The organism is Pseudomonas sp. BRM28, assembly GCF_002939405.1.
Classification (GTDB): domain Bacteria; phylum Pseudomonadota; class Gammaproteobacteria; order Pseudomonadales; family Pseudomonadaceae; genus Aquipseudomonas; species Aquipseudomonas palmensis.
In genome coordinates, this window is sequence record NZ_PEFV01000001.1 from 1,207,676 (window position 1) to 1,226,082 (window position 18,407).

Consider the following 18,407-nt stretch of genomic DNA (forward strand, 5'->3'; position numbering starts at 1 on the left):
CTACACGACAAGAGACACACACGTACATGGCATTGCTCAGTGAATACGAACAGCGTCAGGTGGCCCAGGCCATCGCCCAGGTAGAACAGCGTACCGATGCCGAGCTGGTGACGGTGCTGGCGGCGCGTGCCGACGACTATGCCTATATCCCGTTGCTGTGGGCCAGCCTGCTGGCGCTGGTGGTGCCGGGCGTCCTCTATTACCTGAGCGGCTGGCTGAGCGTGCATGGCCTGCTGCTGGCGCAGTGGCTGACCTTCATCGTGCTGTGCCTGGTGTTCCGCCTGCCGCGCCTGACCAGTTGGCTGGTGCCGCGCAGGGTACGCCACTGGCGCGCGTCGAACCTGGCGCGGCGCCAGTTTCTGGAGCAGAACCTGCATCACACCGTGGGCCGCACCGGGGTGCTGATCTTCGTCAGCGAGGCCGAGCGGTATGTGGAGATCCTGGTGGACGAGGGCATCTCCAGTCGCCTCGACAACCAGGCCTGGGACGCCATCGTGCGCACCTTCACCGCCCAGGTGCAGCAGGGCCAGACCCTGCAGGGCTTTGTCACCTGCATCGAGGCCTGTGGCGAGCTGCTGGCGGCCCATGTGCCGGTGACCCAGGCGCGCAACGAGCTGCCCAACCGGCTGGTGCTGCTGGGCTGAGGCATGCGCGCTGATCGACAAATGCTGTGCCTGGGGCGGTCATCCACGTAAAATGCGCGCCATTGCGCGCCTGCGGGCGCCCCCCGCAACCCGAGGCACCCACTCCCCATGTCCGCAACCCCCACCGTCCAGGCCGCGCCGGATGCGCGTGCGCAGTTTCTGGCGCTGCTCGCCACCAGCCTGCACCAGCACACCTTCATCAAACTGGTGCTGGCGCGCCATGTCGGCGCCGAGGTCGACCTGCAGCGGGTAACGGCCAAGCCGCTGACGATCAAGGGGCAGGCCAGCCTGTCGTTCGTGTACCGCTACAAGACCCGCGACATCACCCGCAACCTGGCGCTGGACGAGGCGCTGACGTTGATCGGTGAGCTGTTGCCGGCTTCGTTTCGCAACGCGCACCTGCTCAGCCTGAACGACGAGGTGCAGCTGGAGTTCACCAAGAAGGGCAAGCCGATGCTGCATCGCAACGCCGTGCAGCAGGCGCGCGAGGCGGTGACCGGCGAGCATGATCGCGAGAAGAAGCGCTACCTGGAGCTGAGCCGGCCGTTTCTGCACGACCTGGGCGTGACCGACAAGCAGCAGGCGCTGATTCCGGCGATGTCGCGCAAATGGAAGCAGATCAACAAGTTCATCGAGGTGTTCTCCCATGCGCTGAGCAGCGCGCCACTGGCGGCAGATCAGCCGGTGCGGGTGGCGGACTTCGGCTCGGGCAAGGGCTACCTGACCTTCGCGATCCATGACTACCTGCGCAATACCCTGCAGCGCGAGGCGCAGGTGACGGGCGTGGAGTTGCGCCCGGACATGGTCGAGCTGTGCAATGCCGCCGCCGCGCGCCTGGAGCATCCGGGGCTGAAGTTCGAGTGTGGCGATGTGCGCAGCGTGGTGCCCAGCGCCATCGAGGTGATGATCGCCCTGCATGCCTGTGACATTGCCACCGACTACGCGATTCATACCGGTATTCGCTGTGGCGCGGCGATCATCATGTGCTCGCCGTGCTGCCACAAGCAGATTCGCCCGCAGATGCACAGCCCGGGGTTGCTCAAGCCGATGCTGCAGTACGGCCTGCACCTGGGGCAGCAGGCCGAGATGCTCACCGACAGCCTGCGTGCGTTGTACCTGGAGGCCTGTGGCTACGAGACCAAGGTGTTCGAGTTCATCTCGCTGGAGCACACCAACAAGAACAAGATGATCCTGGCCACCCGGCGGCGCGAGCCGGTGGCGGCGCAGGCGTTGCTGGAGAAGATCCAGGCGCTCAAGGCGTTCTATGGGGTCAAGGAGCATTGTCTGGAGACGCTGCTGCGGGCCGATGGCTTGATTCCTGTCTGAACCTCACCACCGTCATCGCGAGTCAAGCCCGCTCCCACAAGGATCACCCTTACCTGTGGGAGCGGGCTTGACCCGCGATGGCGGCACCTCAGACCTTGACCGGTGCCGGATGCACCCGCGCCTTGCGCCCCAGCACTACCGTCAGAATCACCCCGCCGGCAAACACCCAGGTGATCGGCGCCACCTGCTCGCCAAAGAACAGCGCCGACAGCGCGATGGTGAAGAAGATCTGCAGCAGTTGCACCTGGCTCACCCGTGAGATTCCGCCCAGCGCCAGCCCGGCGTACCAGGCAAAAAAACCGATGAACTGCGAAAACAGCGACACATAGCCGAACGCCCACCAGGCCCGCGGGCTGATCGCGCCTTCATGCTGCAGCGCCAGGTACACCACCGGCCCCAGCAGCAGCGGGCTGGACAGCACCAGCGCCCAGCAGATCACCTGCCAACCGCCCATCTCCCGCGCCAGGCGGCCGCCTTCGGCATAGCCCAGCCCGCCCACAGCAATCGCCGCCAGCATCAGCAGGTCACCGGCCTGGATGTGTCCGGCGCCCATGATCATCGCGTAGGCCACCACCAGTGCGCTGCCCAGCGCCGCCCATGCCCAGAACGCCGTGGAAGGTCGCTCGTGGGACAGCCACGCCGCATACACCACCACGCACAAGGGTTGCAGGCCGTTGACCAGTGCGCCGTGGGAGGCCGGCACGCTCTGCATGGCCCAGGCCGACAGCACCGGGAAACCGAGAATCACCCCCAGCGCCACCAGGCTCAGGCCCTTGACCTGCTGCCAGGTGGGCCACTTTTCACTGCGCCACAGCAACAGCGCCGCTGCCGGGATCGCGGCCACCAGGGCCCGGCCCAGGCCGTTGAGCAGCGGGTGCATCTCCTGCACCACGATGCGGGTCATGGGCAGGGTCAGGCTGAAGATGATGACGCCGAGCAGGCCGAGGGCCAGGCCGGTGTTTTCGCGGGTAGACATGAGCGCGCCTGAGGGCTGGAGGGGCCGCTCATTGAGCCACAGGTGGTGTGGGGAATCTGGTTACAGTTGGCAACAAAGGTGTCCGTACAGTTGGGCGTCGCGCCGGCCTTTTCGCCTGCAAGGCCGGCTCCTACAGGCTTCGCGCCCTCCTGTGGGGGCCGGCCTAGCGCCGACGCCGCCCCACTGCCTTGGGCGGCGGCGCGGGCACATTCGCCAGCGCGCCCAGCGGGTGCGTGGTGGCATCGAAAAAATGCAGTTCGATGCCCGGGTACGCTTCGAACACCCGCGCGTAATGCTGCTTCTGGCTCACGATGGCCGCCTCGTTCACCGGCAGGATCGAAATGGCCAGGTGTGTCGGCTGCGCCTGGCTGATCGCCTCCACCAGGTGCCGGTCGGCACGGTCCAGGTGATGCCCGAACACGCACAGCCCCTCGCGCTGCGTCGCCAGCGCGGCGTAGCACCAGGTCAGGTAATCGGACCCGCGAATCGCCCGCAGCTTGTTGTCGCTGCTGTCTTCATTGACGAACAGCGGCACATCGCCCGGGGTGTTGATGGCAAAGCCGTCGAGCAACTGGCTGCCGCTGGCCGCCCGCTGGCGCGTGGTGCCGTGCTGGGTGCGCAGCAGGTGCAGGCCGCCATGCAGGTAGTGCATCCGCGTGCCCGGCCCCTGAGCCCGGCTGACGTCGAAATCGCCTTCCTCGCCGAACAGCTCGGCAAAGCCGTGCGGCGCCTGGTTCACGGCCCAGTGACAGAGCAGGTCGTAGTTGCTGGAAAACACGCGCTGGTAGGTGCGCAGCTCGGCGTTGATCGCGGCCAGGTGGGCAGTGGGCACTAGCTTCCAGGGAATGTGCACGCTGCGCACCGCGTGGATCAGCGCCTCCTTGATCGCGTAGTAGCGGTTGAGCGGTGCCGACGAACTGATCGCCAGCGCGGCATTGACCTGCACGGTGGTGTTCAGGGCACTGAGCACGGGCGCGAACAGCTCGCTGTTCATCGATTTGAACAGTGCCTGGTCGGTGAGGCCGAGGGGCTTGTGGCGCACGCGCTGGGCCAGCTCGAACAACGAAAAGTAGGCGAACGGGCGCCAGATGGCGCGGCTGGCACCGTTGCCCAGCAGCAGGCTGGTGCACGGGTGGGCGGTATTGAGGTGCGGCCAGGCCGCCAGGGTTGCGTCGACGTCGGCGAGGGGCATGTGGATCTCGTAGGGATTTGTTGCACGTTGGCAGGGCGCGACTGTAGCACGCCGGCGCGTTGTCATCAGCGCTCCGGAACCTGCGGTGTCTGCCACCGGGTACTGAGGGCTGGCCGAAGGCAGAGGGAGTGTGTGAGAATGATACGAATTCCCATTAATGTTTTGTCTGCCTTATCACGCGCCGGACGCCCATGACCTCGCTTTCAACCCCCTGGACGGCCGGCGCGCCGTCGTTTGCGGCTGTCGCCGACGAGCTGCTCGCGCACTACACCGACCTGCGTCGCTACCTCGGCAGCCGACTGCGCAACCCCGATGATGCGGCCGATATTGCCCAGTCGAGCTTTGCCCAGGCCTACGCGCATGCCCTCAATGCCCCGGTGATCAATGCCCGTGCGCTGCTGTTCCAGGCGGCGCGCAACCTGTGCATCGACCAGTTTCGTCGGCGCAGTCGCGAGCTGGCGGCGCTGGAGGACTGGCTGACACGGGCCGATGGGCTCACCCCCAGCGTGGAAGAGATCCTGATTGCCCGCGAGCAGTTGCAGCAACTGATTGCGCGTATCGAGCGCATGCCGCGCCTGCGCCGTGAGGTGTTCGTGCGCGTGCGCCTGCATGGCCAGAGCCATCGCCAGGTGTGTGACGAGCTGCAGCTGTCGGCCAAGGCCGTGGAGCTGCACATCGGCCGCGCGGTGTTCGACCTGTCCGAACTGAGCCAGGCCTGCCGTCATGTCTGAGGCGCGGCCGGTTTCGCCCCGCAAGGTACAGCAGGCGCTGGGCTACCTGGCGGGGCTGCACAGTGACGACCCCTCCCGTGTGCGCGAGGTGAGCGGGCAGTTGCAGCGCTGGCGCAACAAAAGCAGCGAGCATGAGCGTGCCTGGCTGGAGGCCGAGCAGCGTTGGCAGATGATCCATCGACTGACCCCGCAGTTACGCGGCTCGCTGGCCCCCGAGCCGGTCAACCTCGGCCGGCGTCGCCTGCTGCGCCAGGGTGCCGGCCTGCTGGCGGTGGTCGGGTGCAGTGCATGGCTGGGTTGGCTGTGGCAGCGCCGGCCACAGTTCGACCAGGTGCTGCTGACCGAACATGCAGCGCCCGCACGCAATGTACTGCTGCCCGACGGCAGCCAGATGGTGCTGGCGGCCGAAAGCAACGTGCAGGTGAAGTACAGCAACGGCCAGCGCGAGGTCATGCTGGCCCACGGCAATGTGTTTTTCGACGTGGCCCACGAGCGCCTGCGCAGCTTCCTGGTCAGCACCCGGCTGGGGCAGGTGCAGGTGCTGGGCACCGCCTTCAGCGTCAGCGACCGTGGCGGCGATATCCAGGTGGCGGTGACCCGCGGTCATGTGAAGGTGCGCGGCCTGGATGGCGAGACCCGCGAACTGCTGGCCGGCGACCGGGTGCGCCTGGGCGAACCCGGTGTGGCGGGGCCGGTGGAGCATCACCCGCAGGCGGCCCCGAACGCCGAGCACTGGCGCCAGGGCTGGTGGTCGTTCACCGATGCACCGCTGGCCGAGGTGATCGACGAATTCAATGCCTACAGCAACCGTCAGGTGCGGCTTGGCGAGGGAGCAGCCGGGCTGCGCCTGACCGGCAGCTTCCCCAGCGACCGCCCCGACATATTGCTGAACGCCTTGCCCAGGGTGCTGCCGCTGAGCCTGATGCAGAAGGGTGAGTACACCTGGCTGCAGCTACGTTGAAATTTTTTTGAGGGGTAGTGGCCAGCTAGCGCGTCTTCCTGGCAACTCCCTAGCTCAAAGGACAGATCATGTCGTTTTTCCTCGCCCGGACCACGCGTTCGTCGCCTTCTTCGGTTATCCCCAGCACCCTTCGCCACCTGGTGCTGGCCTGTGCTCTTGGCGCGGCCAGCCTGTCGGCCGTGTCGGCCGAGCTGAGCGCAGGCACCCGCGTGCTGGCGCTCGACCTGCCCAGCCAGCCGCTGGATAGCGCGGTGCAGGCGCTGTCCCGCGAGGCGGGGGTGGCGATTGCCGCCGACAGCCAGTGGCTGGCCGGGCGCAATGCCCCGGCGCTGCAGGGCCGCTTCACCCTGCAACAGGCGCTGCAACGCCTGCTGGACAACAGCGGCCTGGTGGCCAGCGAAGAAAACGGCGTGATCATCCTGCGTCGCCCCGAGAGCGACGGCGCGCTGACCCTGGGTGCCACCACGGTCAATGCGCAGGTGGGCAACAGCAGCAACCCGCCCGAGCTCTACAGCGGTGGCCAGGTGGCACGCGGTGCGAAGGTGGGCATGCTGGGCAATCGCGACATCATGGAAACCCCTTTCAACATCACCGCCTACACCGCCCAGCACATGGAAAACCAGCAGAGCGGCACGGTGGGCGCGGTGCTGCGCAACGACCCGTCGGTGCGCTTCAGCACCGGTGAAGGCCACACTTACGAAAACTTCATGATCCGCGGCTACTCCATCGACTCCACCGAGCTTGCGGTCAACGGTCTGTATGGCCTGGCGCCCGATGGGCATGTGCCCACCGAGTTCCTGGAGCGCGTCGAGGTGCTCAAGGGCCCTGGCGCACTGCTCACCGGCATGGCCCCCAACGGCGGTGTGGGCGGGGTGATCAACCTGGTGCCCAAGCGGGCCGGGGATGCGCCACTGACACGCCTGACCACCAGCTACGTATCCGACGGCTACTGGGCCGAGCACCTGGACCTGAGCCGGCGCCTGGGCGAGGAGAACCGCCTGGGCATCCGCTTCAACGGCGTGTACGGCAGCGGTGACACCGGGGTCGACGACCAGTCCAAGGACCGCACCCTGGCGTCCCTGGGCATGGATTACCGTGGCGATGGCTGGAAGCTGGAACTCGATGCCTACGAAAGCCACGAAAAGATGCAGAACGGCAGCCCGATGATGGCCGGCTTCAGCAAACTGGGCTACGTGACCAAGGCGCCCAAGCCGGATTCCAACATCCTCGACGGTATTTCGGCCAAGCAGATCAGCAAGGCGGTGATCCTGCGCGGCGAATACGAACTGTCGGACGACTGGACGGCCTACGCCAGCGTCGGCGGTGCGCGTACCCGCTACAAGGGCTTCCTCAACGGCACGCGCTCGATCATCACCTCCGGCAACGGCGACGCCACCGCCGAAACCTACAACCAGGGCGGCTATACCCATAGCCTGTCCACCGAAGCGGGTGTGCGCGGCAACTTCAGTACCGGTCCGGTGACCCACCAGCTGGTGCTCAGCACCACCCTGCTGCACCAGGACATCGGTCGCGCCGCCACCGTAACCGGGGCAAAGTACACGACCAACATCTATCACCCCGGCAAACCGATCATTGCCGGCAACATCGGCTCCAGCGACAAGACCGGCGACAACACCCTGTCGAGCTTTGCCGTGGCCGATACCCTGGGCTTCGTCGACGACAAGCTGTTGCTGACCCTGGGCGTGCGCTCGCAGCGGGTGCGCCAGAAGATGAGTTCGCCTTCGTATGACGAGCATGCGCTGACCCCGGCACTGGGCGTGGTGCTCAGGCCGTGGGAGGCGGATGTCTCGCTGTACGCCAACTACATCGAGGGCCTGACCCAGGGCGGCATGGTCAGCGACCTGTCGGCTGCCAACTATGGCGAGCAGTTCGCCCCGTACAAGTCCAAGCAGGTGGAAGCCGGGGTCAAGTGGGACCTGGGCGACTTCACCCACACCGTCAGCGTGTTCCAGATCGAGAAGCCGAGCATGATGCTCGACACCGCCAGCAACCGTTACACCGACGATGGTCAGCAGCGCAATCGCGGGGTGGAGTGGAACCTGTTCGGTTCGCTGACGCCGAGCGTACGCCTGCTGGGTGGAGTGACCTATACCCGTGCCGAGCTGACCAAGACCGCTGGCGGCAAGCTCGATGGCAACGCCGCGCGCGGGGTGCCGCAGTGGTCGGCCAACCTGGGCGGCGAGTGGGACACGCCCTGGGTCGAGGGCCTGACCCTGACCGCGCTGGCCATCCACAGCAGCTCGCAGTACCTGGATTCGGCCAACGAACTGAAGATTCCGCAGTGGACCCGTTATGACCTGGGCGGTCGCTACAGCACGCGCATCCTGAGCAAGGACGTGGTGCTGCGCGCCAGCCTGGAGAACGTCGAGAACCGTGCCTACTGGGCCGGTGTGTTCAACGACGGCTACGCCACGGTCAGCGAGCCGCGCACGCTGAAACTTTCGGCCAGCATCGACTTCTGAGGTGTACATGCAACGACTCAAGACATTTTGCGCCGGCCTTGCGCTGGCCAGCCTGACCGGAGGCGCCGCAATGGCGGCCTCGCTGGTGCCCGGGCACAGCGTCAGCGGCGCCATCGGCCAGGGCCGGCAGCCGGTATGGACCGTGCCGCTCAAGGCCGGTGACTTCGTGCAGGGGCGCGTGGAGGGCGACGTCAGCGTGCGCCTGCTCGATGCCGACGGCCAGCCGGTGCGGTTGCTGGTGGACGGGCTGGACATGGTGCGCGACTTCATGTTCATCGCCCCCCACGACGGCCTGTATGGCGTGCGCGCAGAAGCCATCGCCACCCGCCCGCAGGCTGCCTATTCGCTCAAGCTGACCGGTGTCACCAGCGTGGCCGAGCAGCAGGCCCAGCAGACGCGCCTGCAAAGCCCGGTGATGCGCGAGCTGGCGGCGCATGTGGCCAAGGGGGGCGATACCCAGGCCTTCTGGAAGGCCCGCGAGCAGCAGGGTACGCCCCTGGTCGAAGCGCTGGCAGAGCAGCCCGGGCAATCGCTGGTGACCTTCCTGTGGCGAGGTGCCCGGCACAACGTTCGGGTGTTCGGCGCGCCGTCGGGCAACCATGATGAGCTGCAGCGCCTGGGCGACAGCGATGTGTGGTTTCGCAGCTATGTGGTGCCTTCCAGCACCCGGATGAGCTACCAGATGGCACCGGACGTACCGCCCTCCACTGACCGCCGGGTGATTCTGGCCAGCTCCCGGCAAGACCCGCTCAACCCCAACGGCTTTGCCGATGGCAGTGGCGATCGCTGGCTGTCGCGCTCGCGCCTGGAGCTTGCCGACGCGCCTGCGCAGCCCTGGGTGGCGCAGCGCCCCGGGGCAGCCCGGGGCACGCTGGAGCGCCAGGTGCTGACCAGCAAGGTGCTGGGCAACCAGCGTGACGTGTACCTGTACCGGCCGCCGGGCTGGACACCGGGGGCGGCGGGGCAGGGGCTGCTGGTGCTGTTCGATGCGCATGCCTACACCCGGCAGGTGCCCACCCCGACGCTGCTCGACAACCTGCTCGCCGATGGCCTGATCGGCCCCACTGCTGCGCTGATCATCGCCAACCCGACCGACCTGTCGCGCCAGGTCGAGTTGCCACCCAACCCGCAGTTTGCGCGGTTCATGGCCGAGGAACTGATGCCCTGGGCGAAGGCGCGCGGGCTGTCGGCCCCGGCCGACCGCACGGTGGTAGCAGGTTCCAGCTACGGCGGGCTGGCCTCGGCCTACCTGGGGCTGCAGCATCCGGAGCTGTTCGGCAATGTGCTGAGCCTGTCGGGGTCGTACTGGTGGGCGCCGGAAGGAATGGAGCCTGGCTGGCTGACCCGCGAGTACGTGCGTGCACCGCGTGCGCCGCTGCGCTTCTACCTGCAGTCGGGGTTGTTCGAGGGGCCGAAGATTCTCGACACCAATCGCCAGTTGCGCGACGTGCTGCAGGCCAAGGGGTATCCGGTGGTGCAGGTGGAATACCCGGCCGGGCATGACTACCTGCAATGGCGTGGGTCATTGCCGTGTGGGTTGATCGCCCTGATCGGTAGCGGGCAGGGGACGCCGCAGGCCTGTGAGCCGCGTTGACCCTGCTGGCCGCTTCGCCGGCAAGGCGGGCTCCTGCAACATCGCCAGGAGCCGGCCTTGCCGGCGAAAGGTTTACTGTGCGACAGCCGCCTCGCGCCTGACCTTGTTGCGCCACAGTCGGTAGGCGCGAATGCCTGCCCGCACCGAGCCGTACAGCAGCTCGCTGCCCATCTCCCGCGCCAGCCCCGAGCGCACCAGCATCCGCAGGAAGCTGCCGCGGGCCCGGGCGATGCCCATCACGATGCCCTGGGCCATCAGGGTTTCACGCACTTCGCGCAGCGCCGCGATGCCGCTCACGTCGATCGAGCTGACCGCCTCGGCGTCGAACAGCACGGCACGGGCTTCCACCTCCTTCTGCACCGCGTCGAGCAGGCGCATCTTGAAGTAGTCGGCGTTGAAGAACAGGATCGCGTCGTCGAAGCGGTACACCACCAGCCCTGGCACCGTGCGCGCGTCCTTGTGGCGGCGGATGTCCACCTGGCCCTCGATGCCGGGCGCCCAGCCCAGCACTGCATCGGTGGGCTGGTAGATGGTGTAGAGCAGGCGCAGGATCGCCAGGGTCACCGCGATGATGATGCCCGGCAGCACGCCCACGCCCAGCACGCCGACCGTGGTCAGGATGCACAGCCAGAACTCGAAGCGGCTGAGGGTGTAGATCTTGCTCAGCGACTTGACGTCGATCAGGCCCCAGCCGGCCATCAGCAGCACGGCGCCCAGGGCTGCCTGCGGGATCCACGCCATGGGCACGGTGAACAGCAGCAGGCACAGCGCGATCACCAGCGCCGCGATGATGCCCACCAGCTGGCTCTTGCCACCCACCATGTCGTTGACTGCGGTACGCGAGTCGGCGCCGCTGATGGCAAACCCCTGCGAGGCGCCGGCGGCCAGGTTCGACACGCCCAGGGCGAGGAATTCATGGTTGGCGTTGATCGCATAGCCATGGCGTGCGGCAAAGCTGCGTGCGGTCAGCATGGCGCTGCAGAAACTGACCGTAGCGATACCCAGGGCGTCACGCAGCAGGCTTTTCATCTCTTCGAGGTTGGTCTGCGGCCAGGCGAGGGTGGGCATGCCCGAGGGCACGTGACCGAGGACTGCCACGCCGAAGCGGTCCAGGCCGAACAGGCCGGCCACCAGGGTGGCGATGGCCACGGTCACCAGCGCTGCCGGCAGCTTGGGGTAGCGCCGGGGCAGCCAGATCAGCAGAGCCAGGCCGGCCAGGCCGATGAACAGCGTCAGCCAATGGATTTCGTTCAGGCGTTCGAGCAGGTTGATCAGGCTGAGCACGAAGCCGTTGCCCTCGATCTTGAACCCCAGCACCTTGCCCAGCTGGCCGGCCAGCAGGCTCAGGCCGATACCGTTGAGGTAGCCGATCAGAATCGGTCGGGAGAAGAAACTGGCAATGAAGCCGGCCCGTGCCAGGCCTGCGGCGATCAGCATCAGCCCCACCAGCACCGTGACGATCACCGACAACTGTGCCACGCGCGCCGGGTCGCCCATGGCCAGCGGCGCCACGGCACCGGCGACCATGGCGCAGGTGGCAGCGTCGGGCCCGACCATCAACTGGCGCGAGCTGCCCACCAGGGCGTACACCATCATGGGCAGGATGCACGCGTACAGCCCGACCTGCGGCGGCAGGCCGACGATCTGCGCGTAAGCGATGGCGATGGGGATCTGGATGGCGGCAACCGACAGGCCGGCCTGGAGGTCAGGGCGAAACCATTCGGCACGGTAACGCAGCAGGTTGGCGAGGCCGGGGAGCCAGCGGGAGAGAAACATGGACCGATCCTTGTGATGTTTCGGAGCAGCGGTGGGTTTTACCAAGGTCTTTGGGGGCGGTGTTGATCTGAATCAGGCGGGCGCAGGTTTATCGCAGAATACCGTGCCCTGCGTTGCCCGCCTACCGAGTGCATGGGCAGCAAATTGCTTGCCGGGGCTGGCGTGACCACAAAAAACCCGCCATATGGCGGGTTTAGGGTGAGGCGCAGGACCGGCTGTCAGAGGTCTCTGCACAGCATCGTCTTACCGATGTTTCTGAGCGCCTCTGCATATTGCCTGCGCCAGTTTGCGCGCCAGTACGCGGCGTCAGGGAAGGTGCCGTCCGTGGAGCGAGCGGCCAGCACGTCGCTTGCAACGACCTCCTCGGGTTGTTGCTGGCTCAGCATGGGGAAGGCCATGTACGCCCGGAATCGCTTTGAATAGACCTTGTCGATCGCCGTACCCGTATAGGGTGAATGGCTGACCAGGCGCTCGCAGCCTTTGCTGGACAGAATGTAAGCATGGGTACCTTTGGCCCGTACACGGGCTATTCCCCTGTGCCAGGTGAGCCATACCCTCCCCAGATTCGCTCCAAGATAAAACAGTTCGGGTTCCTTCCCGTTCAGGAAGGTGTTGATCTGGTGCACCTGGCGTGGGTCGAAGGTCAGCAGGGTGGCGTCATCCTCGAGCACCAGTACCCGCCGATATTTACGCTCCAGAGCCATTTTTGCGCAGGTCACGTGGGAGTCGAAGCAGCCCCGCTCGGGATTCTCGCTATCGCGGTCCACGATGAGAAATTCGATGTTCAACCCGCTGCCTTCGAACTCCCGGGTCAAAAGGTCTCGACGGTCAGTCCGCTCCCGCAGGCTGATGCAGAAAACTCCGTCGATCTGCAACTGGCTAAGATCCTTTTGCTTGGACAACTCATCCCCCATGGATTTACCCAACTGAAATTTTCACCCTCTTGCTATCCGTCTTGGATGCGGGGTATCGATTAAGGGCATTATCCAGAACTGCCTGTAAGCAAGCCACTGTCATGTGAGGCTGCGAGCATATTCAGTTGGATGGTTCGAGTGCTGAGGGGGCTTGTAACGGGGAGGGGGAAGTGACTGGAGCGGGTGAAGGGAATCGAACCCTCGTTATCAGCTTGGGAAGCTGGAGTAATGCCATTATACGACACCCGCTTTCAGGCGCACTTTGTACCAGAACTGCGAGACGATTTGAAGCCCTTATTGCAATCGGCGGCTCGCGAGCCGTAGCGCCGGTCTGCCGCAGACCGGCGCTACACTGGCCGCGACCACTCAGATGGCCTGCGCATGCTGGCCGTGCACGAAGTGATACGGGGAGCGCGTTTCACGCGGTTGCGGGCCTAGAAACTCCAGCAGCACCTCGCGGGTGTCGCGGCAGGCCGCCTTGTGTTCCATGTCCAGGAAATGGCCGGCGCTGCGAATCGGCCTGAAGTGGCTGTGGCGCACGTGCCGGGAAAATTGCCGGGCGTCGTGGGCAGTGGTGTATTCGTCCCATTCACCGTTCATGAACAGCACCGGAATGTCGATGGCCTGTGCGGCCCGCAGGGCCCGCCCAAGGTCGTGATCCAGCACCTGATGGATGTGGAAGTGCATCTGCGCATACTCATGCTCGGCCAGGCTGCTGACGTGGCGATGATTGAAACGCTTGAACAGCGAGGGCAGGTGCTTGCCGATGGTGTCGTTGACCAGTTTGCCCATCTGCTGGCGGTCGCAGGTGCGCAGGTAGTGCGAGCCGCGCTCCAGGTAGTCGCGCATCGGTTCGTTGATCACCGGCGAGAACGAGCTGACCACGGCCTTGCGAATGCGCCGCGGCTTGCTGGCCAGTGCCAGCAGGGTGCAGGCACCGCCCCATGAAAACGACATCAGGTGGTCGGCGGCGAAGTGGTCGATCAGCTCCAGCAGGATCCGGCCTTCGGTTTCCTTGGTCAGCAGGTGGTCGTTGCGGTTGTGTGCCCGGGACTTGCCCGAGTAGGGCTGGTCGTACAGCACGACGTTGAACTGCGGATGCAGGTTGCGCACCGTCTGGGCGAAAGACGCTGTGGTGGCGAGCGAGCCGTTGATCAGGATGATCGTCTTCTCTGCGGCGTCCGCGCGATAGAACTCCGTGTAAACCCGGTACTGACCCTGTATATCCAGCACAGCAATTTCTGGCCTCATGTCATCGACTCCTGGCGCAAAAAGGGTATCCGTGCAAGCAAGCTTGCCCGGTCTTCATGACAGGTAGGCATACGCCTTGAAATGAAACGAGGGGCCCTGTGTCGATCCGTTGCCGGCTGGTCGACGGGTATTGTTGTTAGGTGGGCAATCTGCCGGACGCCAGCGCTTCGGGGCGCCGGTCACCTGCAGAAAGGTGCCTTGGACTGCGTTCGTGACCGATTGGTCACATGCAGACTGACGGTTGGATTCAAGCAGGCGCCCGGCCAACCCGCAAGTGCCGTTGGCGCAATCGATGATTTTTTTGCCGAGCGGTCGTGGCGTCAGATGGCCAGGATTTCATCCTGGCTCAGCGCACGGTATTGCCCCGGGGCCAGCTGCGGGTCCAGGTGCAGCGGGCCCATGCGCTCGCGGTGCAGGCGCGTGACCTTGTTGTCGAAGAAGCCGAACATGCGTTTGACCTGGTGATAGCGCCCCTCGACGATGCTCAGGCGCGCGCTGTGGCTGCCCAGCAGGGTGAGCTCGGCGGGGAGGGTGGTGAGGTTTTCGAAGGCGAAGTAGATGCCCTGGCCAAAGGTTGGCGCATAGGCGTCGGTGATCGGCTGCTCGGTCTCGACGTAGTAGGTTTTCGCCAGCCCTGTCTTGGGCTGGGTCAGGCGACGTGACCACTGGCCATCGTTGGTCAGCAGCAGCAACCCGGTGGTGTTGAAGTCCAGGCGCCCGGCGATGTGCAGGTCGTTCCGGTCGGGTTCGTCGAGCAGGTCGAGCACGGTGCGGTGCTGCGGGTCGACGGTGGCGCTGACGCAACCCATCGGCTTGTGCAGCATCAGGTAGCGCGGTGCACGCCCGGCTTGCAGCACCTGCTGGTCGACCTCGACGCGGCTGAACTCGCGTACCTCATGGTGCGGGTCGGCGATGGCCACGCCATCCACCCGCACCCGTCGTTGCACCAGCAGCAGGCGCACCTGCTGGCGGTTGAAACATGGCAGGTTGCTGAGAAAACGGTCGAGGCGCATGGCGGTTGGGCGTACAGAGGTGGGCGCGCAGTCTAACGGTTCGGCGCAGGCTTGGCTGCCTGCAATCGGGCATCGACCTGGGCGCATCGCGGGCACAGGCAGGCACTGTTGCGCAAATGCGCCGGCAGCGCTTCGAGCACGCGGGGATCGATCTGCACGCTGTAGCACCAGCAGGCCTGGGTGGCGCTGCGCGGGTCGGCGAGGCTGCACTGGTTGCTGGCGCCGCAGGCGGGGCACAGGCGGGTATCGTGCATGGTGGTGGCTACCGGGGGCGACGTTACAGTTCCGAGCAGACGCGATTGCGTCCACCCTGTTTGGCGCGGTACAGCGCATCATCGGCGCGGGCGATCAGGGTGTGCAAGGTATCGTCGGACCGATGGGCGCTCAAGCCGATGCTCACGGTCAGGTCGAGCACCTTGTCGGCATAGCCGAAGGCCAGTTGCTCGGTGCGCAGGCGAATCTTTTCGGCAACCGCCCGTGCGGCGTCGGCGTCGGTGTTCTTGAGCAGCACGAGAAACTCCTCGCCGCCCCAACGACAGATGATGTCGGTATGGCGCAGGCAGCTTTCCAGGATGCGCGCGAACTGACGCAGCACTTCGTCGCCGGCCAGATGGCCGTGGGTATCGTTGAGGACCTTGAAGTGGTCCAGGTCGAGCAGCAGTGCCACCAGCGGCATGGGCTCGCGCTCGGTGTCGAGCAGGGCCTGTGCCGCCAGCAGGTCGAAGGCGCGTCGGTTGGGCAGGCCGGTCAGGCTGTCGATTGTTGCCAGGGTCTGGATGTTGTCCTGATGGCGACGGATCATCGCATTGAGCAGCGACAGCACCACCAGGGTGATCATCGCGCAGATCACCAGGTTCATGTACAGCGACTGGCGTGCACTGTCCAGGGCCGTGCCGTCGCGCTTGTCGACGAACAGGTACCAGTCGAGCTCGGGGATCAGGCGCACATTGAGAAAGTGGCTGTGCCCATCATGGTTGTATTCGCGGTTGCCCTCCACCGGCACGGGCATTTTCTGCTGCAGGTCGGCCAGCGCTGGCACCTCGCGCAGCGTGAGCCCGCTGTGTACGCCTTCGGGGCCGCCGGCAGACCCGGTGAGCACGATGCGACCGCTGGCATCGACGAAATACACCGTACGCTGATAGCGCAACTGGTAGTCGCTCAGGCGCCTGATCACCGCTTCGACCGTCAACCCGACGCCAGCCGCGCCGATGAACCTGCCCTGGTAGTCGAACACCTTGTAGTTGATGAAGACGGTGGGCTTGTCCTGGTTGGCCATGTCCAGGTCGACGTTGATCTCGTAGGGCGTGTCCATCGCCTTGACGCGCGCGTACCAGCGGTCACGCTCGGTGCGCGGGTCGACATGCTTGAGTACGCCCTTGGCCTGGTAGTAGATGCCGCTGGCCTCGGAGACAAAAAACGCCGTGTAGGCATTCTGATGCGCCATCACTTCATTGAGGTAGCGGGTGATGGGCATCGGGTCCTGTTCGCCGGCCAGGGCCCAGTCACGCAGGAAGGTGTTCTGGGCCATCATCGAGGCGATCACCACCGGGCGCACCAGGTCCCGCTGGATTTCGGAGTAGACGGTATCGGAGGTCAGCGGCAGCTCGGTGTTGATGATGTTGTCGCGGATCTCGCTGCGCGAGGCAAAGTAGCTGAGCAGCGACGTGGCCAGAAAGCCGCAGCCAAGCAACAAAAGCAATGCCAGCATCAACGAGCGTTGCGAGAACAGGGCGTAACGAAGCGGCATGGCAGATCCGTGGCGGGTACCGATGCGTCTTATTCTAGAGGGGCGCGCAGAAAATAACTGGACGATTTTCAGGGGTATCGGCCTTGTCACAATTTATTTCGAAAAACGCACGGCACGTCGATTCGGTGGTCTTAGCCTATGTCGATGAACGCTTGCCGATCGACGCCGACCAGCGCCGCTGGGATGTGCAGTTCAGCGGTCCGGGAGGCCGCCATGTATCGCCGACTTTTGCTGATTGTTGTGCTGGGTGTGCTGACCACCGCCTGTGCTCCGTATTACGGTGGCCAGGGCTACTACCGCAGTGATGTGTACACCGTGGACCGCTATGAATACCGTGGTTACGACCGTGGTTATCCCTATAACAGGGGGTACTACGTGGTGCCGCAGCCTCGCTATTACGCCCCCGCGCCGCGTTACTACCGCCCGGCGCCCGTGCCTCAGTACCGACCGGTACCGGGTCATGGCTACTACAATGTGCCCCCCGCCCCAGGGCGTTACTACCAGAACCCGCGCTATGGTCAGGGGCAGCAGTGGCATCAGGGGCGGGACAATGACCATGGGCGCGATCATGGGCGTGACCGGGGCCGCAGCGACAACGGCTGGGGCGATCGCAACTCGCACCGGTGAACATCGCATTCGCTGGCTTCACACAAGGTCAGCCAGCGGATGCCGCCCCTCCCATGCCTTGCTGAAGTGCGCCTGTACCACTGCCTGGGGGACCTGAGCAACTTCCTGCCAATGCCAATGCGGCGTCTGGTCCTTGTCCACCAGGCGCGCGCGTACCCCTTCGCTGAACTCCGGATGCCGGCAGCAGTTCAGGCTCATCGCATATTCCATCTGCAGCACCTGCCCCAGCGACAGGTAGCGCGCCCGCGCGATCTGCTGCCACACCAGGTGCGCGGTCAGCGGGCAGCCTTCGGTGAGGGTGCGTGCCGCCTTGGCCAGGACCTCGTCGTCGTGCATGCGCCACTGTGCGATCGCCCGCCAGGCACAGGCCGGGTCGCTGACGTCGAGCCGCGCGTCGATCTGCGCCCGGCGTGGCAGCCATCGGGCCGGCGGCAACTCGGCCAGCGCCTGCTGCTGCAACGCCTTGAGCAGGCTGTTGAGCTGCATCGCGGTCTGCTCCTGCCAGTTCAGTTGCAACAGCCCTTCAATCAACTCGTCCTGCTGGTTTTCGCCCATGAAGCGGTCCGCCAGGCCCAGGTCCAGTGCATCGCGTGCATTGATCGGCGCGCCAGTCAGCCCAAGGAACAGGCCAAGACGCCCTGGCAGCCGGTTCAGAAACCAGCTGGCGCCCACGTCCGGGTACAGGCCGATACTGATTTCCGGCATCGCCAGGCGGCTGCTCGGGGTCACGATGCGTACCGTGCTGGCCTGTAGCAGGCCCATGCCGCCGCCCAGCACATGCCCGTGCCCCCAGCACAGCAGAGGCTTGGGGTAATGGTGCAGGTCATAGTCGAGCCGGTACTCGGCGGCGAAGAAACGCGCCGCCAGCGGCGGCACTTCACCAGGCTGTGCGCGGCACGCCTCCACAAGACTGCGCACATCGCCCCCCGCGCAGAACGCCCGGTCACCCAGCCCGCGCAGCAGCACGCAGACGATGCCGTCATCCTTGGCCCAGCTTTGCAGGTGGGTGCTCAACTGCTCGATCATCGGCAACGACAGGGCGTTGAGCGACTGGGGCGCATCCAGGCTGGCAACGCCGATGCGGGCGCCATCGACGCCGGTGAGTACTTCGAACGCTACGGCCATGGGCCACCTCACTGCGGTTATCCCGACAAGTATGGCTACTGTCAGCG

At 65.4% G+C, this 18,407-nt stretch carries 16 protein-coding genes and 1 tRNA gene; 7 read left to right on the plus strand and 10 right to left on the minus strand.

All coding sequences use genetic code 11. The features are described from left to right. The first annotated feature begins 26 nt into the window (after positions 1 to 26). Together CR917_RS05720 and CR917_RS05725 are read left to right on the plus strand one after the other, a co-directional pair. A complete protein-coding gene (locus CR917_RS05720; RefSeq protein ID WP_043859748.1) occupies positions 27 to 644 on the plus strand; it encodes a TPM domain-containing protein in 618 nt (205 codons plus the stop codon). 108 nt (positions 645 to 752) lie between these two features. Then, the gene (locus tag CR917_RS05725; RefSeq protein ID WP_104572000.1) at positions 753 to 1,970 is read left to right on the plus strand and encodes an SAM-dependent methyltransferase; all 1,218 of its coding nucleotides are present in this window, start codon (positions 753 to 755) and stop codon (positions 1,968 to 1,970) included. An 88-nt stretch (positions 1,971 to 2,058) separates the two neighbouring features. On the opposite strand, the gene CR917_RS05730 is transcribed toward CR917_RS05725, so the two are convergent. Both CR917_RS05730 and CR917_RS05735 read right to left on the minus strand, forming a co-directional pair. Then, positions 2,059 to 2,946, minus strand: a complete 888-nt coding sequence (locus CR917_RS05730; RefSeq protein WP_104572001.1) for a DMT family transporter — start codon at positions 2,944 to 2,946, stop codon at positions 2,059 to 2,061. A 163-nt stretch (positions 2,947 to 3,109) separates the two neighbouring features. After that, a complete protein-coding gene (locus CR917_RS05735; RefSeq protein ID WP_104572002.1) occupies positions 3,110 to 4,138 on the minus strand; it encodes a DUF4917 family protein in 1,029 nt (342 codons plus the stop codon). 191 nt (positions 4,139 to 4,329) lie between these two features. On the opposite strand from CR917_RS05735, the gene CR917_RS05740 reads away from it, so the two are divergent. The 4 genes from CR917_RS05740 (at position 4,330) to CR917_RS05755 (ending at position 9,907) form a co-directional block, all read left to right on the plus strand. Beyond that, positions 4,330 to 4,869, plus strand: a complete 540-nt coding sequence (locus tag CR917_RS05740) for an RNA polymerase sigma factor (protein WP_043859744.1) — start codon at positions 4,330 to 4,332, stop codon at positions 4,867 to 4,869. Beyond that, positions 4,862 to 5,830, plus strand: a complete 969-nt coding sequence (locus CR917_RS05745; RefSeq protein WP_104572003.1) for a FecR domain-containing protein — start codon at positions 4,862 to 4,864, stop codon at positions 5,828 to 5,830. Before CR917_RS05740 ends, CR917_RS05745 begins: the two co-directional genes overlap by 8 nt. 68 nt (positions 5,831 to 5,898) lie before the next feature. Continuing rightward, positions 5,899 to 8,313, plus strand: a complete 2,415-nt coding sequence (locus CR917_RS05750; protein ID WP_078480624.1) for a TonB-dependent receptor — start codon at positions 5,899 to 5,901, stop codon at positions 8,311 to 8,313. A 7-nt stretch (positions 8,314 to 8,320) separates the two neighbouring features. Next, a complete protein-coding gene (locus CR917_RS05755; RefSeq protein ID WP_231390662.1) occupies positions 8,321 to 9,907 on the plus strand; it encodes an alpha/beta hydrolase-fold protein in 1,587 nt (528 codons plus the stop codon). Positions 9,908 to 9,979: 72 nt separating this feature from the next. On the opposite strand, the gene CR917_RS05760 is transcribed toward CR917_RS05755, so the two are convergent. The 7 genes from CR917_RS05760 to CR917_RS05790 all read right to left on the minus strand — a co-directional run bounded on the left by CR917_RS05760 (position 9,980) and on the right by CR917_RS05790 (position 16,608). After that, the gene (locus CR917_RS05760; RefSeq protein WP_043860081.1) at positions 9,980 to 11,683 is read right to left on the minus strand and encodes a SulP family inorganic anion transporter; all 1,704 of its coding nucleotides are present in this window, start codon (positions 11,681 to 11,683) and stop codon (positions 9,980 to 9,982) included. A 218-nt stretch (positions 11,684 to 11,901) separates the two neighbouring features. Then, complete coding sequence (locus tag CR917_RS05765; RefSeq protein WP_146094981.1) at positions 11,902 to 12,585, minus strand: hypothetical protein; 684 nt, start codon at positions 12,583 to 12,585, stop codon at positions 11,902 to 11,904. 187 nt (positions 12,586 to 12,772) lie between these two features. Next, positions 12,773 to 12,846: transfer RNA gene (locus tag CR917_RS05770), tRNA-Gly, on the minus strand. 117 nt (positions 12,847 to 12,963) lie between these two features. Then, complete coding sequence (locus tag CR917_RS05775) at positions 12,964 to 13,848, minus strand: alpha/beta fold hydrolase (RefSeq protein WP_043860083.1); 885 nt, start codon at positions 13,846 to 13,848, stop codon at positions 12,964 to 12,966. Positions 13,849 to 14,168: 320 nt separating this feature from the next. Next, positions 14,169 to 14,861 (minus strand): pseudouridine synthase, encoded by a 693-nt coding sequence (locus CR917_RS05780; RefSeq protein ID WP_043860084.1) that lies wholly within the window; start codon positions 14,859 to 14,861, stop codon positions 14,169 to 14,171. Between the two features lie 32 nt (positions 14,862 to 14,893). Beyond that, complete coding sequence (locus CR917_RS05785) at positions 14,894 to 15,115, minus strand: cysteine-rich CWC family protein (RefSeq protein ID WP_104572005.1); 222 nt, start codon at positions 15,113 to 15,115, stop codon at positions 14,894 to 14,896. A gap of 23 nt (positions 15,116 to 15,138) precedes the next feature. Then, the gene (locus CR917_RS05790) at positions 15,139 to 16,608 is read right to left on the minus strand and encodes a sensor domain-containing diguanylate cyclase (RefSeq protein ID WP_043860086.1); all 1,470 of its coding nucleotides are present in this window, start codon (positions 16,606 to 16,608) and stop codon (positions 15,139 to 15,141) included. Positions 16,609 to 16,821: 213 nt separating this feature from the next. Here CR917_RS05790 and CR917_RS05795 point away from each other — a divergent pair, with 213 nt between their 5' ends. Continuing rightward, positions 16,822 to 17,235, plus strand: coding sequence for a hypothetical protein (locus tag CR917_RS05795; RefSeq protein WP_104572006.1), 414 nt, complete (start codon positions 16,822 to 16,824; stop codon positions 17,233 to 17,235). 18 nt (positions 17,236 to 17,253) lie between these two features. On the opposite strand, the gene CR917_RS05800 is transcribed toward CR917_RS05795, so the two are convergent. Further along, entirely contained in the window at positions 17,254 to 18,360 is a 1,107-nt protein-coding gene (locus CR917_RS05800; RefSeq protein WP_104572007.1) for an enoyl-CoA hydratase/isomerase family protein, read from the minus strand. Positions 18,361 to 18,407 lie beyond the last annotated feature (47 nt).